The organism is Stenotrophomonas nematodicola (assembly GCF_009467805.1).
In the GTDB taxonomy this organism is placed as follows: Bacteria; Pseudomonadota; Gammaproteobacteria; order Xanthomonadales; family Xanthomonadaceae; genus Stenotrophomonas; species Stenotrophomonas nematodicola.
The window spans coordinates 105,931-127,751 of record NZ_WIAY01000009.1; the positions used below are offsets into that span (position 1 = coordinate 105,931).

Below are 21,821 nucleotides of genomic sequence, written 5' to 3' on the forward strand. Positions count from 1 at the left end.
GTTACTCCACCGGTACCACGTTGTTGAGCTGTGTCACTTCAGCCCCGCCATCGGGCAGCATCACCCGCACCCGCAGGCCCGCGCGCTTGGCGGCTGGCAAGGGCAGCGCCACGGTGGTGGTCTTGGGCACCAGGTCGAGGGGGGCGTCCATCGCCGGGATCCCGACGCGGGCCACTTCACGCCCGTTGGCGTCTTCAAGGACCGCCGTTCCCGCCGGCGTTGCCACGTGGCCCAGGCTGTGCACGGTGACGTGCACCTGGCCCCCGTCCACGCGCACGTCGCCACGACCGACGCCGAGGTCGGGGCGCTGCTCGACCGGCGTACCGGCCTGCACCAGCGCGAACTCGAACACCTGGCTCTGGCCGGGTGCGAAGCGCAGCGTGGTCGAGGCACTGCGCTCCAAGGTGAGCTCGCGGACCGTTGCCTTGCCGTCAATCCGGTCGTCGCCATCGCGATCCACGCCGCTGGTCATCCGCCATTGCCCGGCGGTGACGTTCCAGGTGGTCATGTCCGCCTCCACGGCCCGCTTGCCCAGGTTGTAGGCAATCACCTTGAACCGGTCCGGTGACGGCGCGTGCACCAGCAGCGCCACCTGCTCGGCCGCATCCGGCTGGGCAAAGCGCCAGCTGACGGTATGCCCCGGCCAGCTCTGGTTGCGCTTGAGCGCGATGCCGCCCAGGCGCGCGCGCTGCAGGAACTCGCTGGGCGCTTCGACGCGGTCGGACCACCAGTGGCCCTCGGTGTTCATGTACTCGCGCTGCGCCTTGGCCTGGATGCCATCGGCGTGCAGGGCTTCCAGGTACCTCTTGTCGCCGGTGGCCTGCCAGGCCATCAGGCTGGAGAAGCCGGTGCTGCCACCGTCGGCGTCGGCGATGAAGCGCGGATTCCACTGCGCGCCGCGCCCCAGCACCTCGACGTAGTTCTCGCCCAGGTTGGAGAGGGCCCCCGGACCGCCGCGCTCCACGCGGTAGTCCAGCGCCTTGAGGTACTTGTCGTCGCCGCTCCAGCGCCATGCCGCCCAGAAGGTGTGCATGACATCGCCGCCGCCGGAGCCGTTGTTGAGCTCGCCGCCGCGGGTCTTGCCGGTGGCCCAGTGGATCTCGTTGGGCAGCGCCCAGCGGCCCTTGTCGTCGGTGTAGGCATGCGCCAGGTAGCTGTCGGCCAGCCCGGTGACCAGCGTGCGGCTGGTTGGATCGGCGTTGTACTGGCCGATCAGGAACGCCGGATGCAGCACCGGGAACGAGTAGGGCTTCTGCCACTGCCAGTTCGGGTCGCGGTACACCTTGTTGCCGCCGAACCAGTTGCTGGAGAACAGCCGTTGGCCCTGCGGATTGGGCAGGATGATGCGCTCGTCGAAGGCCTTCACCGTCTCCATCAGGCGCTCCACGGTGAGCGGATCGCCCCAGTTGAGGTACAGCATGGCGCTGTTGGTGTTGATGCCCTCTTCGTAGGCGTGCAGCTCATCGGTCTCGATGGTGCTCAGGCCGTTGCTGAACATCCCGTTGCGGTACACCGCATCGGACAACGCGGTGAGCGAGGCGTTGAGCCTGTCCGGCTGCACGCCCATCAGCGCCAGGCCCGGCCACTGCTGGGTCAGGTCGGAATCGTCGGAAATGCCACCGCCGAAGTCGCCGTAGGCGATCTGGCGATGGTCGATCCACCAGTCGATGAAGCGGCGCACGTAGCGCAGGTCTTCGGTCTGCCGGAACGCCCACAGCGGCACGCCCTTGGGCGCCTCGGGCTGGACGAACGGCGGTTTGCCCTGGCTGTTGTAGCTGATGTAGTTCCAGTACAGGCGGCCGAGCGCATGGTCCGGGTCGACCCGCAGCAGGTCGCTCAGATCGGCGTACACGCGCGCGTACAGGCGCTGGCGCTTGGAGGTGGTGTGTTCTTCGACCAGGAAGCCCCAGTTGTCGCGGACCTGATTGAAGCGGTCGGCGAGGTGCTCCTTCTTCGCCTCCTCGCGGTCCTTGTAGACCATGCGGATCTCGGCACCGTCGAGCGCGCCGGCGTTGAAGCCAGGGGCGGCCGAGGCGATCGAGATCCACAGGCTGTCGGCGGTGAGGATGCGGTCGCGCAGGTCCAGCCACAGCGTGCGCTTCTGGCCCGGCTTCACCGACACCGATACGTCGATCATGTCGCGCGCCGGCCAGATCGGATCCTTGATGCGGATGTTGAGCGGAATCAGCCCGTCGCGCGTGGCCGGCAGGTCGAGCGCCGGCAGGTCGATGGCAACCCCGTCCAGGCCGTCGTGCATGTTCTCCCAGCTGTGCGCCCAACTGCGGATCAACGGCTGCGCGGCCGGCGCATCGCTGACCCCGGAAGGAATCAGCACGTGCACGATCGGCAGCGGCTGCGCGGGCAACGTGTCGGCGCCGCGCCGGCGCGAGCCGGCGCCCTTGGGCAGGGCCATCACCGTGCTGCGCTCGGCGGGCGGGTAGCGGCCGTCGATGTAGGCGCGCAGGTCGGCGATGTTGGTGTAGTCCGGCAGCGCCTGGCTGTCGATCAGGTAGCGCTGCTTGACCGTGCCGTCCGGTTCGGCGGCATCGCTGACCTGGTAGGCCCAGATCTCCTGGATCGGCGTTTCCTGTTCGGTGTTGCGGAAGTGCAGCACGCCGCCGGTCTGCGCGGGAATGTCGTTGACGCTGCGCACCACGCCCTGCGGCCGCTGGAACAGCGGCTGGGCCGGTGGGTCGCCCGCACTGTGGCCGAGCTCGCCGAAGGCGGCGCCGCGCATTTCGATGCGGTTGACGGTTTCACCGGCCGGCAGGGTCAGGTCGAGCTGCTGGCCGCCCTCGACGTAGGTGTTCCAGTCCGGCAGCTGGAAATAGTCGTTGCGGCCGGGCAGACGCGAGCGGTTGTACACGCCCGGCCAGGTGGTTTCGGCGATGCCGTCGGTGGCTTTCCACATCCACTGCTTGTGGTCCTTGGCATCGGCGAACTCGACCTTGCGGATCGTCGTGGTCGCGCTGGCCAGTGCGGGCGGGGGCGCGCCGTCCCAGCCATGCCGGTGGTTCCAGGCGCGCATCGGATCGACCGGCGCAACGGCCGTGGCAGGCGCGGCATTGCGGGCCAGCGCGGCCATGCCGGCTGGATCGAGCAGGCGGTCGTAGACGCGGATCTCGTCGAGGTCGCTGCCACGCAGGAAGTTGTAGCGGCTCTGCACCTGGTAGGGCGCCATCACCCGGCCGGCCAGGCCGAGCTGGTCCAGCGCCGCGTCGTAGTCGGCGGTGGTGTCCTGGCGGGCGACCTCCCTGCCGTCCACGTACAGGCGCACGCCGTGGTTTTCATCCCAGCCGAAGGCAATGTGCTGCCACTGCTGCGGCGATGGCATCCGGTCCAGCCGGAAGGAGACGCGGGTACGCGCCAGGTTGGCGTCGGTGACAAAGGCATCGAACCCGTGGCCGTTCCAGTCGATACGCAGCCAGGCCATGTCCCAGCTGCTGTGGTCGGCGTAGCCGACCCGGAAGATGACGAACGGCGCCTCCCCCACTGCGTAGCGCGGGCGCCAGAAGAAGCCCAGCGTGCCGCGCTGGGCCTGGATGTTGCCAGGCGCGTTCCACGACAGCACACCATCATCGGCCCACTGGATGGCGCGGCCGTGCGCGCCATCGGCCACCGGCGTCACCTTGTCCTGGAAGTTCGGCACCGGATCGCCGGCGGCCGTGTCCGCGTCCAGGCCATGCTCGGCCGACACGTGGAACAGCAGCGTCGGCGCGGTCTGCGCCCAGGCGGGGCCACTGGCAAGCAGCAGCGCCAGCAGGCTGGCGGAGAGGCGGGACGGACGGAGCAGGGCAGGAGCAACGCGGTGCATGGGGCCTTCCTTTCGACAACGGTGACGGTACAGCGGAACCAGGCGGGGCCGTCACCCCGTCAGGGCGGTCGTCCGCCGCGGCAGCGCGCCCGCCAGCCCGGAGAGACGGACGGGAGCGGACGCGATACCCGGGGCGGACGCCGAAGCACGGGTCAGAACTTGTAACGCAGGCCGACGTAGTACTGGCGGCCGGTGTGGGTGTAACGATCGGGCAGCGACAGCGCCGAATCGACGTAGCGCTCGTCGGCGGTGTCGAGCAGGTTGATCGCCTCGAAGGTCAGCGAGAGCTTCTTGTTGACCTTCCAGGACATGTTGAAGTCCACGTTCTCCACGCTGTACTTGCCCTGCACATCGGCGGTGGCGTACTGGTTGTTGTCCAGGTCCCAGACATTCTCCTGCGACAGGATGGTGCTGATGTAGGCGTCGCGGTAACTGGTGGAGACGCGGGCGCTGAAACGGCCATCGTCGTAGTACAGGGTGGCGTTGTACGAGTTCGGCGACAGGTTGAGCAGGTCGTTCTCGGTGTACGTGGTGACGATGGTGTTGCCGGTGCCGGAGCTGAAGATGTACTTGATCTTCGAATCGACGTGGGTGTAGTTGAGCTGCACGCCGAAGTTGCGCCAGAAGCCGGGCAGGAAGCTGAAGGGCTGCTGGTAGGTCAGCTCGTAGCCCTTGAGCGGACCGCCCGGAGTGTTGAAGTAGCTCTGCACGTTGAACACCGTGCTTGGGCTGAAGCCGGCGGGCAGCAGGTCCAGCGAGTAGCCCATGTCTTCCCAGGTGGTCAGCAGGCGCGTGCGCTGCACGTAGCTTTCGATGTCCTTGTAGAACACCGCGGCCGAGAGCAGCGCGCCCTCCTGGAAGTACCACTCCGCGCTCAGGTCGTAGTTGGTGGAGCGGAACGGGTCCAGCTTCGGGTTGCCCAGGTTGATCGAGTAGCTGCGGTCGTCGTCGAAGTACGCGGTCGGGCCGCCGCTGACGCTGGGCGACAGGTTGGACAGGGTCGGGCGGGCCATCGTCTTGGCCGCGCCGAAGCGCAGCACCACGGTGTCGGTGAGGTCCCACGCCAGGTTCAGCGAGGGCAGCCAGTCGTCGTACGAATGGCCGACCTGGGTGCCTACCAGCAGGCGTTCGCCGGCGTCGGCGGTGGCGCTGGCCACGCCCAGGAACGGTTCGCACGCGGCGGACAGATCGTTGGCATTGGCTGCCGTGCAGGGTGCATAGCCGGACGCGGTGATATCGGTGCGCACGTAGCGCACGCCGACATTGCCGCGGAACGCGCGGCCGAGCAGGTCGGTGTTGAAGTCCAGCTGCAGGTAGCTGCCGTAGCTCTTTTCGTTGACGTCGAAGTTGTTGTTGGACGCGCCGAAGTGGCCGACGCTGGCCAGCCGGTAGTCGCCGCCGAGCGTGCCGGTGTTGCAGTTGCAGTAGATGTCCAGCAGCTTGGCGATCTTGTTGAAGTCCGGCACCAGCCAGCCATTGGGGAGGTTGCCGTCCAGGCCCTTGCCGAACCCGTCCAGGGTGGTGCTCAGGTCGCCCACGCCCACACCGCCCGGCAGCGCCTGCGACAGGCGGCCGTAGCTGATGTTGCGGAACTCCTGGGTGCGCATGTCGTAGTCCTTGTAGGCAAGGCCGCCGCGCAGGGTGAAGGTGGGGTTGATGGCGAAGGTCAGGTCGACCTTGGCGGTGTCGAAGCTGTTGTCCACATACTGCGGGTTGAGCCGCACTTCGCTGATGTTGCCGCCGCGTGCGGTGCCGTTGGCGTTCACCGGCGTGCTGCCGTAACCGAGCCACTGCCAGTTGTTCGCGCTGCCGAGGTCGAACGGGAAGGTCATGGTCGGCACTTTGCCGCCATTGCGCATGTCCAGCACGAAGCCGTCGAGGTTGCTGTTGTCGAAACTGACCATCGAGAAGATGGGGCGTTCGTAGTTCGATTCGGAATGGCCGACCAGGGCATCCAGGCGCACCGCATCGTTGAAGCGGTGTTCCAGGTTCAGGCTGAACTGCTTGAACTCGGTGCTTTCCTCGATCGCGGTGGACTCGGTGCGGAAGTCCACGTTGTCGAACACGCCATACACCAGCCTGTTCTGTTCGTCGGCCTGCGCCTCGCGCACCACGATCTGGGTCTTGCCGCCGTACTGCGCGGTGCGGTGCAGGTTCGCGCCGATGGAATCTTCGCGCACGTTCTTGTCGAGCTTGGAGTACAGCATGTCCAGGTTAAGCTGGGTGTCGTCGCCGAGCTTGAACTGCAACGCGCCGGTGATGCCCAGGCGCTCGATCTCGTGGTCGGTGCGCACGTAGCGCGGGTAGCGCGGAATCCAGGCGTTGGTGGCGGTCTCATATGCGGCGATGTTCTCGGCCGTCGCCGCCGGGCGATCGAGGCCGGTACCGCAGTGGGTGGCGTCGATGCCGTAGCTGCCCCAGCCGTTGTTGCGTCCCTGATTGGCAGCGCTGCCCACACCGGCGGCGGTTTCATTGGCCAGCGGGTTGCGCGGGGTCTGCGGGTCGTAGCCGGCCGGGCTGCAGAAGCCGTAGGTGCCGTTGTTGGTGGCCGTGCTCTGGTTGGAGTTGCGGTAGTTGCCGTGCTCCCAGCGGACCGGGTTGTAGCCTTCCTCGTAGATGGTGCGCTTGCTGTAGGCCACCGACATCAGCGCGCCGACCCGGCCATCGGCCCAGGTGTTGCTGATCAGGCCGGAGATGCGCGGGTCTTTGTTGCGCGACAGTTCGTTGAAACCGTACTGGCCGCCCAGCGACGCCTGGAAGCCCTCGAAATCGAACGGGCGCGAGCCACGCAGATCGACGGTGGCGCCCAGCGAGCCCTCGTCGGTCTGTGCCGACTGGGTCTTGTTGATCTTGACCCGGCTGAACAGCTCGGAAGCGAAGGTGTTGAAGTCGAAGCCGCGGCTGCGGTTGACGCCGGTGGTGCCGCTGCCCGCCGTGGACAGCGCTTCCAGACCGTTGATGCGCACGCGGGTGAAGTCCGAGCCCAGTCCACGCACCGAGATCTGCTGGCCCTCGCCGCCCTCGCGGTCGATGGAGACGCCGGCGATGCGCTGCATCGACTCGGCCAGGTTGAGATCGGGGAACTTGCCGATGTCTTCGGCGTAGATCGCATCGACCTGCTCGACGCTGTAGCGCTTTTCATCCAGCGACTGCTGCAGGCTTTCGCGGTACGTCGCCTTGACCTCGACCTTGTCCAGGTCCACTGCATCCACCGCCGGTGCCTGCTGCGCCGAGGCGATGCCGGCCATGCCCTGCAGGGCCAGCGCGATCGAGACCGCGAGATAGGTAACCGGTGTCTTTTTCCGTGGGTACTGTCGTTCCATCGTCTGTTCCCCTCCCAGGGTGCGCCGCCATGCGAGCGTGAATGATGTGGTGCGCACGGGCCGCGTCTGACACCGATGGTCAGCCGAAACGTAACAAACCCTTCACGCGCGGGCATCTTGCGCCGCAGCAGCGTGATCGCGATGGCGTGGGTAGGACGAACGGTGGAAGCCGGCACGCGCGCGGCCGGCGGCGTGATCGCTCACGCCGCCGGATGCTTCGCGGTTGAATCAGAATTTGTAGCGCAGGCCGAGCAGGTACTGGCGGCCGGTTTCGGTGTACTGCAGCGGCAGCTTCCACTGCGAGCCCACCCATTCGTCGGAGGCTTCGTTGGTCAGATTGACCGCTTCCAGGCTCAGTTCGAGCTGGTCGCTGATCTTGTAGCGCACCGAGGCATCGATGACCGTGGTGCCGGTCATGCCATGTACGTCGAAACCGGCTTCGGTGGCGGGCACCTGGGTCAGGTAGTCGTCGCGGTTGGTGGCCGACACGCGCGCGGCGAACACCGGGCCTTCGTAGAACAGCGTGGCGTTCCACGAGTTCTTGGACAGGCCGGTCAGATCGGTGTTGAGCGAGTTGGCGCCGGTCGCGGTGAGGTACTGGATCTGCGAATCGACGTAGGTGTAGTTCAACTGCAGGCCGAGGTTGGACCAGCGTCCGGGCAGGAAGGTGAAGGGCTGGATGTAGTTCGCTTCCAGGCCCTTGAGCTTGCCGCCGGGAGTGTTGAGCGGAACGCTGAACACGAAGTCGTCGTCCGGGCCGGCACCGGTGCCCTCCAGCAGGCTCAGCGGCAGGCCGCTGGACGAGTACGGACGCACTTCGCGCGCGGTCTGCACGGCGCTTTCGATGTCCTTGTAGAACAGCGCCAGGCCCAGCATCGCGCCTTCGCTGAAGTACCACTCGACGCCGAGGTCGGCGGTGTTGGCGCGGATCGGATCGAGGTTCGGATTGCCGCCGCTGACGGTACGCGCACCGCCGCTGACGTTGACGGTCACGCCGGGAGTCAGGCTGCCCAGGCCCGGGCGCGCCATCACCTTGGCCGCGCCGAAGCGCACCAGGAAGTCCGGGGTCAGTTCGGCCACCAGGTTCAGCGAGGGCAGGGTGTCGCTGTACTCGCGGTCCACGGTGCTCTGCACCGGTGCGCCGCTGACGGTGGCATAGCCGGTGGAGCTCTGCTTGGTCTTGACGTAGCGCACGCCGAAGTTGCCCGAGAGCGGGATCGAGCCCAGCTCGGTGGAGAACTCGCCCATCAGGTAGCCGCCACGATCCTTCTCTTCCACGCTGCGTGCGTTGACCACGCGCTCGGTGAGGGCAAACGTGCCGGTGTTGCTGTAGATGTCAAACAGCTGGTTGAAGGCGTCGATGCTGGGCACCACCCAGTTCGACGGCGACCCGGTGATGCCGCCCAGGCCGGCCTGTTCGGTCATGTCCGCCGGTACCCGCTTGTTGCCGGTGGCGAAGTTGGGGACGGCGGTTTCAGAGCCGCGCCGCCATTCACGCGTGGCGAAGCTGTAGTCCTTGCCGAGGAAGCCACCCTTCAGGCGGAAGCCGGGGCTGATGTTCCAGTTGAAGTCGACCTGGGCAGTATCGAAGTCGTTCTTCACCCACTGCGGACGCAGGCGGATTTCAGCCAGGGTCCAGCCGTTCGGATCGGTGGGATCGATGCCGTAGTTCAGCACCGGGAAGCGGCTGTTGCCGCGGTAGTCGTAGCTGTAGCCCTTGACGTTGAGCTTGTCCATGATGACCGTGGTCTGGATCGGGTTCTCGTGCTCCGAGCGCGAAGTGCCGATCTTGCCGCTGACCTTGAAGTCGTCGGTGAACTGGTGCTGCGCATTCAACGCGAGCTGCTTGAACACCGTGTTCCACTCGTCATGACGGTTTTCCGAGCGCACATCGACGTTGTCGAATACACCGTAGACCAGTGCGTTGTCGCGGATCTCGCCATCGCGCACGATGGTTTCCGGCTTGCCCTGCTGCGAGGCGCCGCGGCTGAACGAGATCGCTTCGATGTAATGCTCATCGCGCGTGGCGTCGATCTTGGAGTACAGCGCATCGAGAGACAGCTCGGTGCGGTCGGTCGGCTTCCACTGCAGCGACCCGGTCACGCCCAGGCGCTTCTGCTGGTGCTCCATCTGCACATAGCGCGGGAAGCGCGGGTGGTTGACGTTGGCGGCCAGCGCCGGCTTGTAGGTCGAGGCCGGGTTGAACCCGCCATTGCTGGTCCCACCTGCCCAGCGGCCGGTGTTGGAGCCTTCTTCGAGCAGTTGGCGCTCGGAGTAGGCCACCGACAGCAGCGCGCCGAAGGTGCCGTCGGCGAAGGTGTTGGAGATCAACGCGGCCATGCGCGGATCGGCCTTCTGGGCCATGTCGTTGTAGCTGGCCTGGCCGCTGGCGGCAAAGGTGAAGCCGTCGTAGTCGAACGGCTTGGCGGTATTGAGATCCACCGTGGCGCCCAGCGAGCCTTCCTCGACGTCGGCCTGAGCGGTCTTGCGCACGATCAGCTGCGAGAACAGGTCCGAGGCGAACACATTGAAGTCGAAGCCACGGCCACGGTTGGTGCCGCCGGACTGGTCGCCGCTGCCGACGGTGGTCAGCGCTTCCATGCCGTTGATGCGCACGCGGGTGAAGTCCGGGCCGAGGCCACGCACGGAGATGTTGCGGCCTTCGCCGGCATCGCGGGTGATGACCACGCCGGGGATGCGCTGCAGCGACTCGGCCAGGTTCAGATCGGGGAACTTGCCGATATCTTCGGCGACGATCGCGTCGACCATGCCCGACTCACCGCGCTTGATGTCCAGCGCTTTTTCGACGCTGGCGCGGTAGCCGGTGACGGTGACGGTGTCCAGATCGGTCGGGTTGGTGGTGCCGGCCTCCTGGGCCCATGCACCGCCGCTCAGCGCCAGTCCGATCGACAGCGCGAGCAAGGTAACCGGTGTCTTTTTTTCAGTGTTTCGAGATTGCATGCCTTCCCTCTCCCAAAGGTGCTACATGAAACAGCTATCCGGCGACATGTCAGTGCAATGACACCGCTGGTCAGGGCGGACGTTAACAGTCCGTTCCGGACAGGGCATCTTGCAGCGCAACAGACTTTTGATGTCCCGCAGAGGCTTGCGGGACAATGCTTCCGACATTCAGGACAGGTGGACGAGGGGCGTCGCACCGCTAGAATGACACCGCTAGCCATTGCCGCACCTGCCGTTCCGGCCGGCGCGGCCTTCACAAGGACCCGGTAACCATGAGTCGTGTCGTCTGTTTTGGAGAGTTGTTGCTGCGCATGAGCGCACCCGGCCGGGAGCTGCTGCTGCAGACCCCGCACTTGGTGGTGCACGCCGGGGGCGCCGAAGCCAACGTGGGCGTCAGCCTGGCCCACCTCGGGCATGACGTGGCAATGGTCGGCACCGTGGCCGCCAATCCGCTGGGTGACTTCGCGCTCGGCGAACTGCGCCGGCACGGGGTGGATACCCGCGCGGTGCAGGTGCGCGATGGCCGCATGGGCCTGTATTTCCTCACCACCGGCGCGGTGCAGCGCGCCAGCGAAGTGGTCTATGACCGCGCCGACTCGGCCTTCGCGCTCAGCCGTGCCACCGATTACGACTGGGATGCCGCGCTGGAGGGTGCGCAGTGGCTGCACCTGTCCGGGGTGAGCCCGGCGCTCAACCCGACGATGGCCCAGGCCACCCTGGCTGCGGCGCGTGCGGCGTGCGAGCGCGGCGTGGCGGTGTCCTTCGATGGCAACTTCCGGCCCTCGCTGTGGGCGCGCTGGCAGGGCGATGCGGCAGGCATCCTGCGTGAGCTGTTCGCCTGTGCGCAGGTGCTGTTCGCCGATTACCGCGATATCGGCGTGGTGCTCGGCGGCGAGTTCGCACAGGCGCAGCCGCAGGAGCGCGTGGACGCGGCGGCGGCGATGGCCTTTGCCGCGTTCCCCCGGCTGCAGTGGATGGCCTGCACGCAGCGCACGCCGCACAGCGTGGACAACCATGCGCTTGGCGCCATGCTGCTCGGTCGCGACGGCACCCGCGCGGTGGCGCCCACCCGCGAGATGGTCGGGATCGTCGACCGCATCGGCGGCGGCGATGCCTTCGCCGCCGGCATCCTGCATGGCATGATGCGCGGCTTCGCGCCGGAGGCGATCGTGCGCTTCGGCCTGGCCGCCGGATGTCTCAAGCATTCGATTCCCGGCGACTTCAACCCTGTCAGCGAGGCTGACATCATGGCCCTGACGGGCGAGGAGCGATTCGATGTCCGGCGCTGATCCGCGCGTACGCGCAGTCCTGAAGCTGGCCCCGGTGATTCCGGTGTTCACCCCCGAGAGCGTCGAGGACGCGGTCGAGGTGGCCCGCGCGCTGTTCAATGGCGGCCTGCCGGTGATCGAAGTCACGCTGCGCACCCCGGTGGCGATGGACGCCATCCAGGCGATGGTGGAGGCGGTGCCCGATGCCGTGGTCGGCGCCGGTACTGTGCTGACCGCCGCGCAGATGGAGCGGGTCAAGGCCGTCGGCGGCCGCTTTGCGGTCTCGCCTGGTGCCACAGACCGGCTGTATGCCGCCGCGCGCGATACCGATCTGCCGTTCCTGCCCGGCGTGGCGACCTCCTCCGAGCTGATGCGCGGCCTGGAGAACGGGCTGGATACGTTCAAGTTCTTCCCGGCCGTCCAGGCCGGCGGCGCAGCGATGCTGTCGGCCTGGAACGGCCCGTTCGGCGATGTGCGGTTCTGCCCCACCGGCGGGATCAGCGCGCAGACCGCGCGCGAGTTCCTGCACCTGCCCAACGTGCTGTGCGTGGGCGGCTCCTGGTTGACCACCCGTACGCTGCTGCAGGCGCGCGACTGGGCCGGCATCGAGCAGTTGGCGCGCGAATCGGCCGCACTGGTTGGCTGACCGCCACGCCCGCCGTCAGTGACGGCGGCGGGCGCTGTTGCCGACCCGGCGGTATAGCGTGCTGCGGCTGATGCCAAGCAGACGCGCCGCCTGGGCCACGTTGCCCCCGCACCGCGCCAGTGCGTCGCGCATGGCGTCGGTTTCAATCGCGTCCAGGCCCCTGTCGGACGCGCCGGCCTGCTCTGCCCGCAGCTCGCGCGGGGCATCGCGCAGGTAGCTGGGCAGGTCGTCATGGCCAAGGACCTGGCCGGGATCGCTGAGCGCCACCAGCGTGCGCAGGCAGGCGCTCAGCTGGCGCACGTTGCCCGGCCAGGCATAGGCTGCCAACGCGTCGAAGGCGACCGCTTCCAGCTGGCGTCCCTCTCCCAGTCGCTCCCACAGGCCCCGTACCAGCGCGGCGCGGTCGGGATGCGCACGCAGCGGCGGCAGGGCCACGCAGTGGTCGGCGATGCGGTAGTACAGGTCGCTGCGGAAGGTGCCGGCCGCCATCGCCTCGTCGAGGTCACGATGCGTGGCGCAGATCAGCGCGAAATCCAGCTGCACCGGCTTGCCGCCGCCCAGTGGCGACAGCGTGCGCTCCTGCAGCACCCGCAGCAGTCGCGGCTGCAGGGCAAGGGGCATGTCGCCAATCTCGTCCAGGAACAGCACACCGCCCTGCGCCTGCCGCAGCAGACCGGTGTTGCCGGTCTTGCGCGCGCCGGTGAACGCGCCTTCTTCATAGCCGAACAGCTCCGCTTCGATCAGTCCTTCCGGCAGCGCCGCGCAGTTCACCGCCACGAACGGCTTGTCGGCGCGCGTGCTGCGCCGATGCAGCGCGCGCGCGAACACCTCCTTGCCGGTGCCGGTCTCGCCCTGCAGCAGCACCGGCAACTGCGCATCGAGCACCCGGCATGCACGCGCCAGCGCCTGCTGCTGGGCGGCATCGAACAGCGGTGAGGGGTCCAGGCGGGGTGCCGATGCGCTGACCCGCGCGGGGGCCGCCACGGGCATGCGCGTCGCCGCCGCCGGCGAGCGCCGTGCCGGGGGCTGGCCAAGGTGGCCATACAGCGCGCGGCCCTGGCGGTCGATCAGCGCGCCGTCATCGTGCAGGCGCGACAGGGGCACATCGAACAGCGCCTCATAGGACGCACGCCCGAGGTCGCCGTGTTCCAGGCCGAACAGCGCCAGCCCGGCGCGATTGGCCGCCACCAGCCGCCCGCCGCGGAAGCCGAGCACCCCTTCGCGGGCGGTGCCCAGCAGCGCGGCATCGTGATGCAGGCGGACCACCTCGCAGTCGCCCAGTCCGGCATCGAAGTAACGGTGTTCGATATGTGCCACCGCCTGGCGCGCCAGCACCCGGGCGTGCAGATGTTGCAGGCGTGCATCGCCGGAGATGTCGAGCACGCCCACGCGCTGGCCGTATGGGTCGAAGATCGGCGTGGCCGAGCAGGTCAGGATGCCGTGCGGAGCGAAGTAGTGTTCGCCACCGCGGACTTCCACCGACCGCCCTTCGACGATCGCGGTGCCGATCGCGTTGGTACCCACCGAGGTCTCGTCCCAGCGCACGCCGGGCATCAGTGCCACACGGCCGGCCTTGTCGAGGAAGTCCGGGCTGCCTTCGGCGTCGAGGATCCAGCCGGCCTCGTCGGTGAGCAGCACGATGCTGCCGGCCACCGCGATGTCGGCCGCCAGGCCGTCCAGTTCCGGGCGGGCCAGCCGCCACAGCGTCTCCTGGCGCTGCCGCAGCTCGCGCAGACGCGCATCGGGCAGCGGTGCCACATCCGGCTGCGCATGCACCGACAGGCCGCCGCGCAGGCAGCGCTGCCAGGACTGCAGGATGGTATCGGGCACGATCCCGATGGGCGCGGCACCCCGTTCAAAGAACGAACGCCGCGCATTGCCGACGCGGTGCTGGAGCGGAAGCTGGGACACCTGGATTCTCCAGTGTCGCAATCTGCGACAGTTGTAGCGGGGCCTGTACCGATAAACACCACAGCCGGCGTTACCGTGCAATGACCAGTCGTGGTGCGGCGCAACATACCGGCTGCCGCGCACCAGCATCGGCGCGGCCCGCACCCGTGCGGCAGCGCACCACCCCGAACCTGGCATCGTCCTTGCGGCAGGGAAAGGACCCGAATGGGCCGTTCCCACCTGCACCCGGAGATCCACCCGATGAATGCCGTCACGTCCGCCAAGCCGCACGCCACCGACCCGCAGTCCATCTTCAAGCCGCGCTACGGCAACTACATCGGCGGGGAATGGGTCGCTCCGCGCAGCGGCCAGTACTTCGAGAACACGACCCCGGTCACCGGCAAGGTATTCACCGAAGTGGCCCGCTCCAATGCCGAGGACATCGAGGCCGCCCTCGACGCCGCCCATGCCGCCAAACGCGCCTGGGCCGAAACCTCCACCACCGCGCGCGCCAACATCCTCAACAGAATCGCCGACCGCATCGAGGAGAACCTGGAGCTGCTTGCCCACGCCGAGACCTGGGACAACGGCAAGCCGATCCGCGAAACCCTCAACGCGGACATCCCGCTGATGGCCGACCACTTCCGCTACTTCGCCGGCGCGGTGCGTGCACAGGAAGGCAGCCTGTCGGAGATCGACAAGGACACCATCGCCTACCACTTCCACGAGCCGCTGGGCGTGGTCGGGCAGATCATCCCGTGGAACTTCCCGATGCTGATGGCCGCCTGGAAGCTGGCCCCGGCCCTGGCGGCCGGCAACTGCGTGGTGCTCAAGCCCGCCGAGCAGACCCCGGCGTCGATCCTGGTCCTGATGGAGGTGATCGGCGACCTGCTGCCCAAGGGCGTGCTCAACGTGGTCAACGGCTTCGGTGTGGAAGCCGGCAAGCCGCTGGCGTCCAACCCGCGCATCGCCAAGATCGCCTTCACCGGTGAAACCACCACCGGCCGGCTGATCATGCAGTACGCCAGCCAGAACCTGATTCCGGTGACGCTGGAGCTGGGTGGCAAATCGCCCAATATCTTCTTCGCCGACGTGATGGCCGAGGACGACGACTTCCTCGACAAGGCGGTCGAAGGCTTCGTGCTGTTCGCCTTCAATCAGGGCGAGGTGTGTACCTGTCCGTCGCGCGCGCTGATCCAGGAATCGATCTACGAGGAGTTCATGGCGCGCGCCCTCAAGCGCGTGGCCGCGATCAAACAGGGCAACCCGCTGGACCCCAACACGATGGTCGGCGCGCAGGCGTCGTCAGAGCAATTGGAGAAGATCCTGTCCTACTTCGACATCGGCCGCCAGGAGGGCGCCGAGGTGCTGATCGGCGGCGAACAGGCGCACCTCGACGGCGATCTCGCCGGCGGCTTCTATGTGACGCCCACCGTGTTCAAGGGCCACAACAGGATGCGCGTGTTCCAGGAGGAGATCTTCGGACCGGTGGTGTCGGTGACCACCTTCAAGACCGAGGAAGAAGCGCTGGAGATCGCCAACGACACCCTGTACGGCCTCGGTGCCGGCGTGTGGAGCCGCGATGCGTCGCGTCTGTACCGGATGGGGCGCGGCATCCAGGCAGGCCGGGTGTGGACCAACTGCTACCACGCCTATCCGGCACACGCCGCGTTTGGGGGTTACAAGCAGTCGGGCATCGGCCGCGAGAACCACAAGATGATGCTCGACCACTACCAGCAGACCAAGAACCTGCTGGTCAGCTACTCGCCGAAGAAGCTCGGCTTCTTCTGAGCCTGCGCAGGCTTGATCCCGATCAAGGCGCCGGCACGAGGCCGGCGCCACAGTGCAGTTCCTGGCAATCCACGGAGATCCACCCATGAACAAGACCATGAAGGCCGCGGTCGTCCGCGAGTTCGGCAAACCGTTGCGCATCGAGGAGGTCCAGGTACCGCGTCCCGGCGCGGGCGACATCCTGGTGAAGATCGAGGCGTGTGGCGTCTGCCATACCGACCTGCACGCGGTGGATGGCGACTGGCCGGTGAAGCCCAATCCGCCGTTCATTCCCGGCCATGAGGGCGTGGGCCACGTGGTCGCCGTCGGTGCCGGCGTCAGCCACGTCAAGGAAGGCGATCGCGTCGGCATCCCCTGGCTGTACTCGGCATGCGGCTACTGCGAGCACTGCCTGGGCGGGTGGGAAACCCTGTGCGAAAGCCAGCAGAACACCGGCTATTCAGTCAACGGCGGGTTCGCCGAGTACGCGCTGGCCAACGCCGGCTATGTCGGCCATCTGCCGAAGAACGTCGGCTTCATCGAGGTGGCGCCGATCCTGTGCGCCGGCGTCACCGTCTACAAGGGCTTGAAAGTCACCGACACCAAGCCGGGGCAGTGGGTGGTGATCTCGGGTGTGGGCGGGCTGGGCCACATGGCCGTGCAGTACGCCAAGGCGATGGGGTTGAACGTGGCCGCCGTGGATATCGACGATGACAAGCTTGCCTTGGCCGAACGCCTGGGCGCGACGATCACGGTCAACGCGCGCACCACCGATCCGGCCGCGTTCCTGAAGAAGGAAATCGGTGGCGCGCATGGCGCCTTGGTCACCGCCGTATCGCCGATCGCGTTCGAGCAGGCGCTGGGCATGGTCCGCCGCGGCGGCACGGTGTCGCTCAACGGCCTGCCGCCGGGCAACTTCCCGCTGGACATCTTCGGCATGGTGCTCAACGGCATCACCGTGCGCGGCTCGATCGTGGGCACCCGCCTGGACCTGCAGGAATCGCTGGAGTTCGCCGAGCAGGGCAAGGTGGCCGCCACGGTCACCAGCGATTCGCTGGAGAACATCAACGACATCTTCGCGCGCATGCACGCCGGCAAGATCGAAGGCCGCGTGGTGCTGGACATGAGCGCGTAACCGGACGGCGCGCTGCCGTTCCATCGACCGTTTTCCTCTCCCGACGGCGATGGCGCGGCAGCGCCTGTGTTCGCGTAGTGCCGGCCACTGGCCGGCTCCCAGGACCCCTCCATGCCCGACCTCCCGCTCCAGGTCATCGCCACCCTCCCGGCCCTGCAGCTGATCGACACATTGCGCGCGCGCCACGGCGAACTGCTGTTCCATCAATCCGGCGGCTGCTGCGACGGTTCCTCGCCGATGTGTTTCGCCCAGGGCGACTTCATCGTCGGCGACCGCGATGTGCAGCTGGGCGAGATCGGCGGCGCACCGTTCTATATCAGTCCGTCGCAGTTCGCGTACTGGAAGCACACCCAGCTGATCATTGACGTGGTGCCCGGTCGCGGTGGCATGTTCTCGCTGGAGAACGGCGAGGGCGTGCGCTTCCTGGTGCGCTCGCGGCTGTTCAGCGATGCCGAGTTCGCCCTGCTGCAGGCCGCCGGCAAGGCCTGAGCCCGCCGCGCGGGCCATAATGGCCCATCCTTCTCTGCCGTTGAATGCCCATGTCTGCGCTGTCGCTCGCCAAAACCGGGGTGTTGTCCGTACTGTCGGTGGTGGTGGCGCTGTTCGTGCTGGGCATGGTCGCCGGTGCCGGCGGCTGGGTGGCGCCGTGGCTCGGCCTGTCCGACGGTGGGTCGCTGCGTCTGGGCTGGGATCTGGGCTGGACCGTTCTCGGCGGCGTGGCGGCCACCGCCTTCGCCAGCCGCTATGCGCCGGCCTGGCCCTGCGTGCATGGCGGGGTGGTGTGGGCGGTGATCGCAGCCGCCTCGGTCTACGCCGTCTGGAGCCTGGGCAGCGACTATCCCTTCTGGTTCGTGCTGACGCTGCTGGTCTCGCTGCCGTTCCAGGCCATCGGCGTCTGGCTGGGCGCGCGCTGCCGCCCGCGTTGAGCCGCGCCGGTCCGGCTCACGTGCCGGGCAGCACCTGCTTGACCTTGTCGATCCCTTCCCACGGATCCTGCTTCAAGCGCTGTGCGCGCTGCAGGGCCTTGGCCAGCGGGAAGGCATCCGGCGCGCTGACGCGCCCCAGCTCCTCCCAGCGCAGCGGCACTGCCACGCCTGCGCCGGGCCGCGCCCGCAGCGACCACGAGCACACGCTGGTGGCACCGCGCGCGTTGCGCAGCCAGTCGATGAAAATCACCCCGCCGCGCTTGGCCTTGCTCATGGTGGCCACGTAGCGCGCCGGCGCGTGCTCGGCCATCGCCTGCGCGAACGCCTCGCAGAAGTCCTTGGCCTGCGCCCAGTCCGCGGTGGGCTGCAGCGGCACCACGACGTGCACCCCTTTGCCACCGGACAGCCGCACGAAGCTCTGCAGGCCAGTTTCCTGCAGCCGGTCACGCACCTCGCGCGCGGCCGCCTTCACCTGCGGCCAGCCCACGCCCTCGCCCGGGTCCAGGTCGAACACCAGCCGGTCCGGGTGTTCCGGGTCGGCCACCGTGGCGCCCCACGGGTGCAGCTCCAGGGTGTTCATCTGCACCAGCTGCAGCAGCCCCTGCACGTCGTCGATGTACAGGTAGTCCTCGCGTCCGCTCTTCTGCTCCAGCGGGATCGCCTTCACCGCATCGCCCAGGCCGGTGCCGTGGTGCTTCTGGAAGAAGCACGGTTTGTCCACGCCGTCCGGACAGCGCAGCAGCGACAGCGGCCGGCGCGCGACCTCCGGCAGGATCCAGCGCGCCATCTGCCGGTAGTAGTCGGCCACATCGCCCTTGGTGAGCTTCGCCTTGGCAAACACCACCCGCTCGGGATGGCTGATGGTGACGTCGGTATCGTCGGCGGTCACGGCCGTCTCCTTCACGCGCAGGTCAGTGGCCGGCTTGTCCTCGCGCAGCCGCTTGAAGCTGGCCTGCCGCAGCAGACCTTCCTTTGCCCAGCCGCGGAACGCCACTTCCGCCACCAGCGTCGGCTTGACCCAGTGCACGCTGCGCGCCGTGAACGGCACATGCGACGGCAGTTCGACCGCGGCGGCATCGGTGACCAACGCCTTGAGCTGTCGATGCAGCGCGGCCAACCCGGCATCGTCAAAGCCTGTTCCCACACGCCCCACATAACGCAGCCCGCCCTTGTCGGGCGTTGCCATCAACAGCGAGCCGAAGCCACTGCGCGCGCCCTTCGGGTCGGTGTAGCCCACCACCAGGAACTCGTCGGTGTTCTCGTGCTTCACCTTCACCCAGCTGGGCGAACGCGCGTTGACGTAGGGCGCATCCACACGTTTGCTGACGATGCCCTCGAAGCCGGCCTCACCGCTGGCCTCGAACACCGCCGGGCCGTGGTCGCGCACATGGTCGCTGTAGGCCAGGGTACCGGGCGTCTCACCGATCAGGTCCTTCAGCAGCGCCTTGCGCGCGAGCAGCGGCGCACGGCTGATGTCCGCGCCAGCCACGCCGGGCATATCGAACAGCACGTAGCGCAGCGGCTGCTTTGCGGTGCCGTCGATGACCTTCTGCAGCGCGGTGAAATCGCTGCGCCCCTGCGCGTCCAGCACCACCAGCTCGCCGTCCAGGCGCAGGTCGCGCACCGGCAGCCGTTGGATCGCCTGCACCACCTCGGGAAAATCACCGGTCCAGTTCAGGCCGCCGCGCGAACGCAGCGTCACTACGCCGTCGCGCACGTCGGCCAGCAACCGGTAACCATCCCATTTGATCTCATGCAGCCAACCGTCGCCGTCGGGCGCAGTGGCACGATGGTCGGTCAACTGCGGCTTGAACCCTGCGGGATAGGGGCTATCCCGTGCACCGGACAACGCCAGCGCCCGGCGATGCCAGCGCGCATCCGCCTTGCGCGCGGCCGGAGCCGGGGCTGCCTTCGTGGAGGCCGGGCGTTTGCCCGGCCCACGCGGTGGGGTTGCGTTTCCGAGCATGTCGTCGGCCTCCATGTCGCGCGCCTCGTCGTCATCGCGCTTGATCAACAGCCACTGGTGCTGCTTGCCTTTCATCGCGGTCCGCACCAGTTTCCAGCCGCCTTTGAGCCGTTCGCCGTGCAGCACGAAGTCCACCTTGCCGGCGGCGATCGCTTCCAGCGGATCGCCATCGCAGGCCCAGGTGCCGTGGTCGTATACGTCCACATGGCCCGCGCCGTAATGCCCCTCGGGAATATCGCCTTCGAACGTGGCATACGACAGCGGGTGGTCTTCGACCTCCACGGCCAAGCGCTTCTCGCCCACGCGCAGCGAGGGGCCTTTGGGCACGGCCCAGCTCTTGAGCACACCATCGGCCTCCAGGCGGAAATCGTAGTGGCGCGAACTGGCGTGATGCAGCTGCACCACGAAGATCGGCCGCCGCGCCGCCGCACCGTGCCGCGTGTCATCGGGCTCGGGGGTTTGGCCGAAGCGGCGTTTGCGCCGGTATTCCTGCAGCGACATGGCCGCTTACCCGGCCTTGCGTGTCGTGGTGCGCTTGGCGGTTTTGCTGGTGGCCTTGGCTGTCCTGGTCGTCGCCTTGGCTGCCTTGGCCGCCTTCTTGGCGGGTTTTCCGCTCTTTTTCACCACCTTCGATACGGCTGCGCTCTTCTTTGCCGGTGTTCGTTTTTTCGCATCCAGGCTTTTCTGCAGCAGCGACATGAAGTCCACCACATTGGTCGCATCGTCCTCGCGCGGGGCCGGTTCCTCTTCCACGCGGGTGGTGCCGCCCTTGGCCTTGATGCGCTTTTTCAGCAGCGTGTGCAGGCGCTCGCGGAATTCATCGTGGTAGTCCTCCGGCTGCCAGTCGCCGGACATCGAGGCGATGAGCTGCTCGGCCATCGCGGTTTCCTTGCTGTTGATGCGGTAGTCGGCCAGGCTGCCGGTGGGCAGCGTGTAGTCCTCCGGGTCCACCAGCTCCTGCGGGTAGCGCAGGATCATCAGCACCAGCGCATCGCCATGCGGCATCACCGCGCACAGGTATTCGCGGGTGCGTACCACCACCCGCGCGATGCCCACCTTGCCGGTGCTGCGCAGGGTCTCGCGCAGCAGCACGTAGCCTTTTTCGGCTTTCTTGGCCGGCACCAGCAGATAGGGCTTCTCGTAGAAGCGCGGATCGATGCTGGCCGCATCGACGAAGGTCTCCACTTCAACGGCCTCGTGGCTCTCCGGCGCGGCCGAGCGGATGTCGTCCTCTTCGAGCACCACATAGCTGCCCTTGTCGTACTCGTAAGCCTTGACGATGTCCTTCCACGGCACTTCCTCGCCGGTATCGGCATTCACGCGCTCGAAGCGGATAGGCTTGCGGTCGCGCGAATCCAGCATGCGGAACTGCAGGTCGACCTTGCGCTCGCCGGACATCAGCGACACCGGGACGTTGAGCAATCCGAATGACAGCGTGCCGGTCCAGATCGGTCGGGCCATGACGGCGCCACTCCAGCGGTAGGGGGAGGGCAGCTGTACCGCGCGCGACGTGAAACGCCTGTGTCCGCGCCGTGCAGGCCGCCTGTACGCAGCCGCGCTACTGCAGCAGGCCGTGCACGGCCGCCGCCGGCATGTGGTCCAGCGCCAGCCAGGCGTCCTCGACGATCGCGCGCGCCTGCGGCCAGCCCAGCCGCGATTGCCCGCGCATCTGTTCCCAGTGCTCGGCAAGCTCGCCATCGGTGTCGTCGTCGTCGCCACGCGGCCAGTCGGCGTAGTGTGTGGTCAACGCGAAGGCATAGGCCGGGTACAGATCGCGCCAACTGCGGCGGCCCTGTGCACGGCGCTGTTCGTAGTCGTTGCGCATGTACTGCAGGTAATCCTGCGCGACGGCCTGCGGCTCCTCCATGCGTTCGCGCCGGCTGCGGCGCCCGCTGCGTTCGGGCTGCAGATAGGCGTTGTACAGCGCGGGGACGGCTCGACGGTCCAGGCGGGGCATGGCACGACTCCGGCAGCGGCAGGGGGAGGCAGGAATAGCCCCGCCGCCGTTATCCAGCCGTGACAGATCCGTTGCGGGTCGGCCATTCAGCGCCGGCTTCACGGCAGGTACCCACCACAGGTGCGTACGCTGCAGGCACCTCTCCCTGGAGACATCCCATGCCAC

General features: G+C 67.5%; 13 protein-coding genes. 6 read left to right on the top strand and 7 right to left on the bottom strand.

Features of this window, described 5'->3' with window-relative positions; translation table 11 throughout:
- Nucleotide 1: 1 nt before the first annotated feature.
- The 3 genes from GDJ08_RS18930 to GDJ08_RS18940 all read right to left on the bottom strand — a co-directional run bounded on the left by GDJ08_RS18930 (nucleotide 2) and on the right by GDJ08_RS18940 (nucleotide 10,098).
- Nucleotides 2-3,814, bottom strand: a complete 3,813-nt coding sequence (locus GDJ08_RS18930) for a LamG-like jellyroll fold domain-containing protein (RefSeq protein ID WP_017355560.1) — start codon at nucleotides 3,812-3,814, stop codon at nucleotides 2-4.
- A gap of 152 nt (nucleotides 3,815-3,966) precedes the next feature.
- Nucleotides 3,967-7,137: a TonB-dependent receptor gene (locus GDJ08_RS18935; protein ID WP_017355561.1), complete on the bottom strand. Its 3,171-nt coding sequence runs from the start codon at nucleotides 7,135-7,137 to the stop codon at nucleotides 3,967-3,969.
- A gap of 228 nt (nucleotides 7,138-7,365) precedes the next feature.
- Entirely contained in the window at nucleotides 7,366-10,098 is a 2,733-nt protein-coding gene (locus GDJ08_RS18940) for a TonB-dependent receptor (protein WP_026070694.1), read from the bottom strand.
- Between the two features lie 272 nt (nucleotides 10,099-10,370).
- Between GDJ08_RS18940 and GDJ08_RS18945 the strand changes: the two genes are divergently transcribed.
- Nucleotides 10,371-11,387 carry a sugar kinase gene (locus tag GDJ08_RS18945; protein WP_153165487.1) on the top strand — a complete coding sequence of 339 codons (1,017 nt, stop codon included), beginning with the start codon at nucleotides 10,371-10,373 and terminating at the stop codon, nucleotides 11,385-11,387.
- Complete coding sequence (gene eda / locus GDJ08_RS18950) at nucleotides 11,374-12,012, top strand: bifunctional 4-hydroxy-2-oxoglutarate aldolase/2-dehydro-3-deoxy-phosphogluconate aldolase (protein WP_017355564.1); 639 nt, start codon at nucleotides 11,374-11,376, stop codon at nucleotides 12,010-12,012. The genes GDJ08_RS18945 and eda overlap by 14 nt, the downstream gene beginning before the upstream one ends.
- A 15-nt stretch (nucleotides 12,013-12,027) precedes the next feature.
- On the opposite strand, the gene GDJ08_RS18955 is transcribed toward eda, so the two are convergent.
- Nucleotides 12,028-13,923 carry a sigma-54-dependent Fis family transcriptional regulator gene (locus GDJ08_RS18955; RefSeq protein ID WP_153165488.1) on the bottom strand — a complete coding sequence of 632 codons (1,896 nt, stop codon included), beginning with the start codon at nucleotides 13,921-13,923 and terminating at the stop codon, nucleotides 12,028-12,030.
- 240 nt (nucleotides 13,924-14,163) lie between these two features.
- Between GDJ08_RS18955 and adh the strand changes: the two genes are divergently transcribed.
- The 4 genes from adh (at nucleotide 14,164) to GDJ08_RS18975 (ending at nucleotide 17,733) form a co-directional block, all read left to right on the top strand.
- Nucleotides 14,164-15,693, top strand: coding sequence for an aldehyde dehydrogenase (gene adh, locus GDJ08_RS18960; protein ID WP_026070887.1), 1,530 nt, complete (start codon nucleotides 14,164-14,166; stop codon nucleotides 15,691-15,693).
- A gap of 85 nt (nucleotides 15,694-15,778) precedes the next feature.
- Nucleotides 15,779-16,807: an alcohol dehydrogenase AdhP gene (gene adhP / locus GDJ08_RS18965; protein ID WP_017356805.1), complete on the top strand. Its 1,029-nt coding sequence runs from the start codon at nucleotides 15,779-15,781 to the stop codon at nucleotides 16,805-16,807.
- Between the two features lie 111 nt (nucleotides 16,808-16,918).
- Nucleotides 16,919-17,296, top strand: a complete 378-nt coding sequence (locus GDJ08_RS18970) for a DUF779 domain-containing protein (protein WP_017356804.1) — start codon at nucleotides 16,919-16,921, stop codon at nucleotides 17,294-17,296.
- A 50-nt stretch (nucleotides 17,297-17,346) separates the two neighbouring features.
- Entirely contained in the window at nucleotides 17,347-17,733 is a 387-nt protein-coding gene (locus GDJ08_RS18975; RefSeq protein WP_017356803.1) for a hypothetical protein, read from the top strand.
- A gap of 16 nt (nucleotides 17,734-17,749) precedes the next feature.
- Here the strand turns inward: GDJ08_RS18975 and ligD are convergent, their stop codons facing one another.
- The 3 genes from ligD to GDJ08_RS18990 all read right to left on the bottom strand — a co-directional run bounded on the left by ligD (nucleotide 17,750) and on the right by GDJ08_RS18990 (nucleotide 21,656).
- Complete coding sequence (ligD, locus tag GDJ08_RS18980) at nucleotides 17,750-20,200, bottom strand: DNA ligase D (protein ID WP_153165489.1); 2,451 nt, start codon at nucleotides 20,198-20,200, stop codon at nucleotides 17,750-17,752.
- A 6-nt stretch (nucleotides 20,201-20,206) separates the two neighbouring features.
- Entirely contained in the window at nucleotides 20,207-21,160 is a 954-nt protein-coding gene (gene ku, locus GDJ08_RS18985) for a non-homologous end joining protein Ku (protein ID WP_153165490.1), read from the bottom strand.
- 97 nt (nucleotides 21,161-21,257) lie between these two features.
- On the bottom strand, nucleotides 21,258-21,656 hold the full coding sequence (locus tag GDJ08_RS18990) for a hypothetical protein (RefSeq protein ID WP_136005764.1): 399 nt from the start codon (nucleotides 21,654-21,656) through the stop codon (nucleotides 21,258-21,260).
- Nucleotides 21,657-21,821: the final 165 nt, after the last annotated feature.

Bases quoted from the DNA above. Each gene is read 5' to 3' on its own strand.
- adh (WP_026070887.1), top strand. From the start codon at position 14,164: ATGAATGCCGTCACGTCCGCCAAGCCGCACGCCACCGACCCGCAGTCC.
- GDJ08_RS18935 (WP_017355561.1), bottom strand. From the start codon at position 7,137: ATGGAACGACAGTACCCACGGAAAAAGACACCGGTTACCTATCTCGCG.
- GDJ08_RS18945 (WP_153165487.1), top strand. From the start codon at position 10,371: ATGAGTCGTGTCGTCTGTTTTGGAGAGTTGTTGCTGCGCATGAGCGCA.
- GDJ08_RS18970 (WP_017356804.1), top strand. From the start codon at position 16,919: ATGCCCGACCTCCCGCTCCAGGTCATCGCCACCCTCCCGGCCCTGCAG.
- ligD (WP_153165489.1), bottom strand. From the start codon at position 20,200: ATGTCGCTGCAGGAATACCGGCGCAAACGCCGCTTCGGCCAAACCCCC.
- ku (WP_153165490.1), bottom strand. From the start codon at position 21,160: ATGGCCCGACCGATCTGGACCGGCACGCTGTCATTCGGATTGCTCAAC.
- GDJ08_RS18975 (WP_017356803.1), top strand. From the start codon at position 17,347: ATGTCTGCGCTGTCGCTCGCCAAAACCGGGGTGTTGTCCGTACTGTCG.
- GDJ08_RS18940 (WP_026070694.1), bottom strand. From the start codon at position 10,098: ATGCAATCTCGAAACACTGAAAAAAAGACACCGGTTACCTTGCTCGCG.
- adhP (WP_017356805.1), top strand. From the start codon at position 15,779: ATGAACAAGACCATGAAGGCCGCGGTCGTCCGCGAGTTCGGCAAACCG.
- GDJ08_RS18930 (WP_017355560.1), bottom strand. From the start codon at position 3,814: ATGCACCGCGTTGCTCCTGCCCTGCTCCGTCCGTCCCGCCTCTCCGCC.
- GDJ08_RS18990 (WP_136005764.1), bottom strand. From the start codon at position 21,656: ATGCCCCGCCTGGACCGTCGAGCCGTCCCCGCGCTGTACAACGCCTAT.
- eda (WP_017355564.1), top strand. From the start codon at position 11,374: ATGTCCGGCGCTGATCCGCGCGTACGCGCAGTCCTGAAGCTGGCCCCG.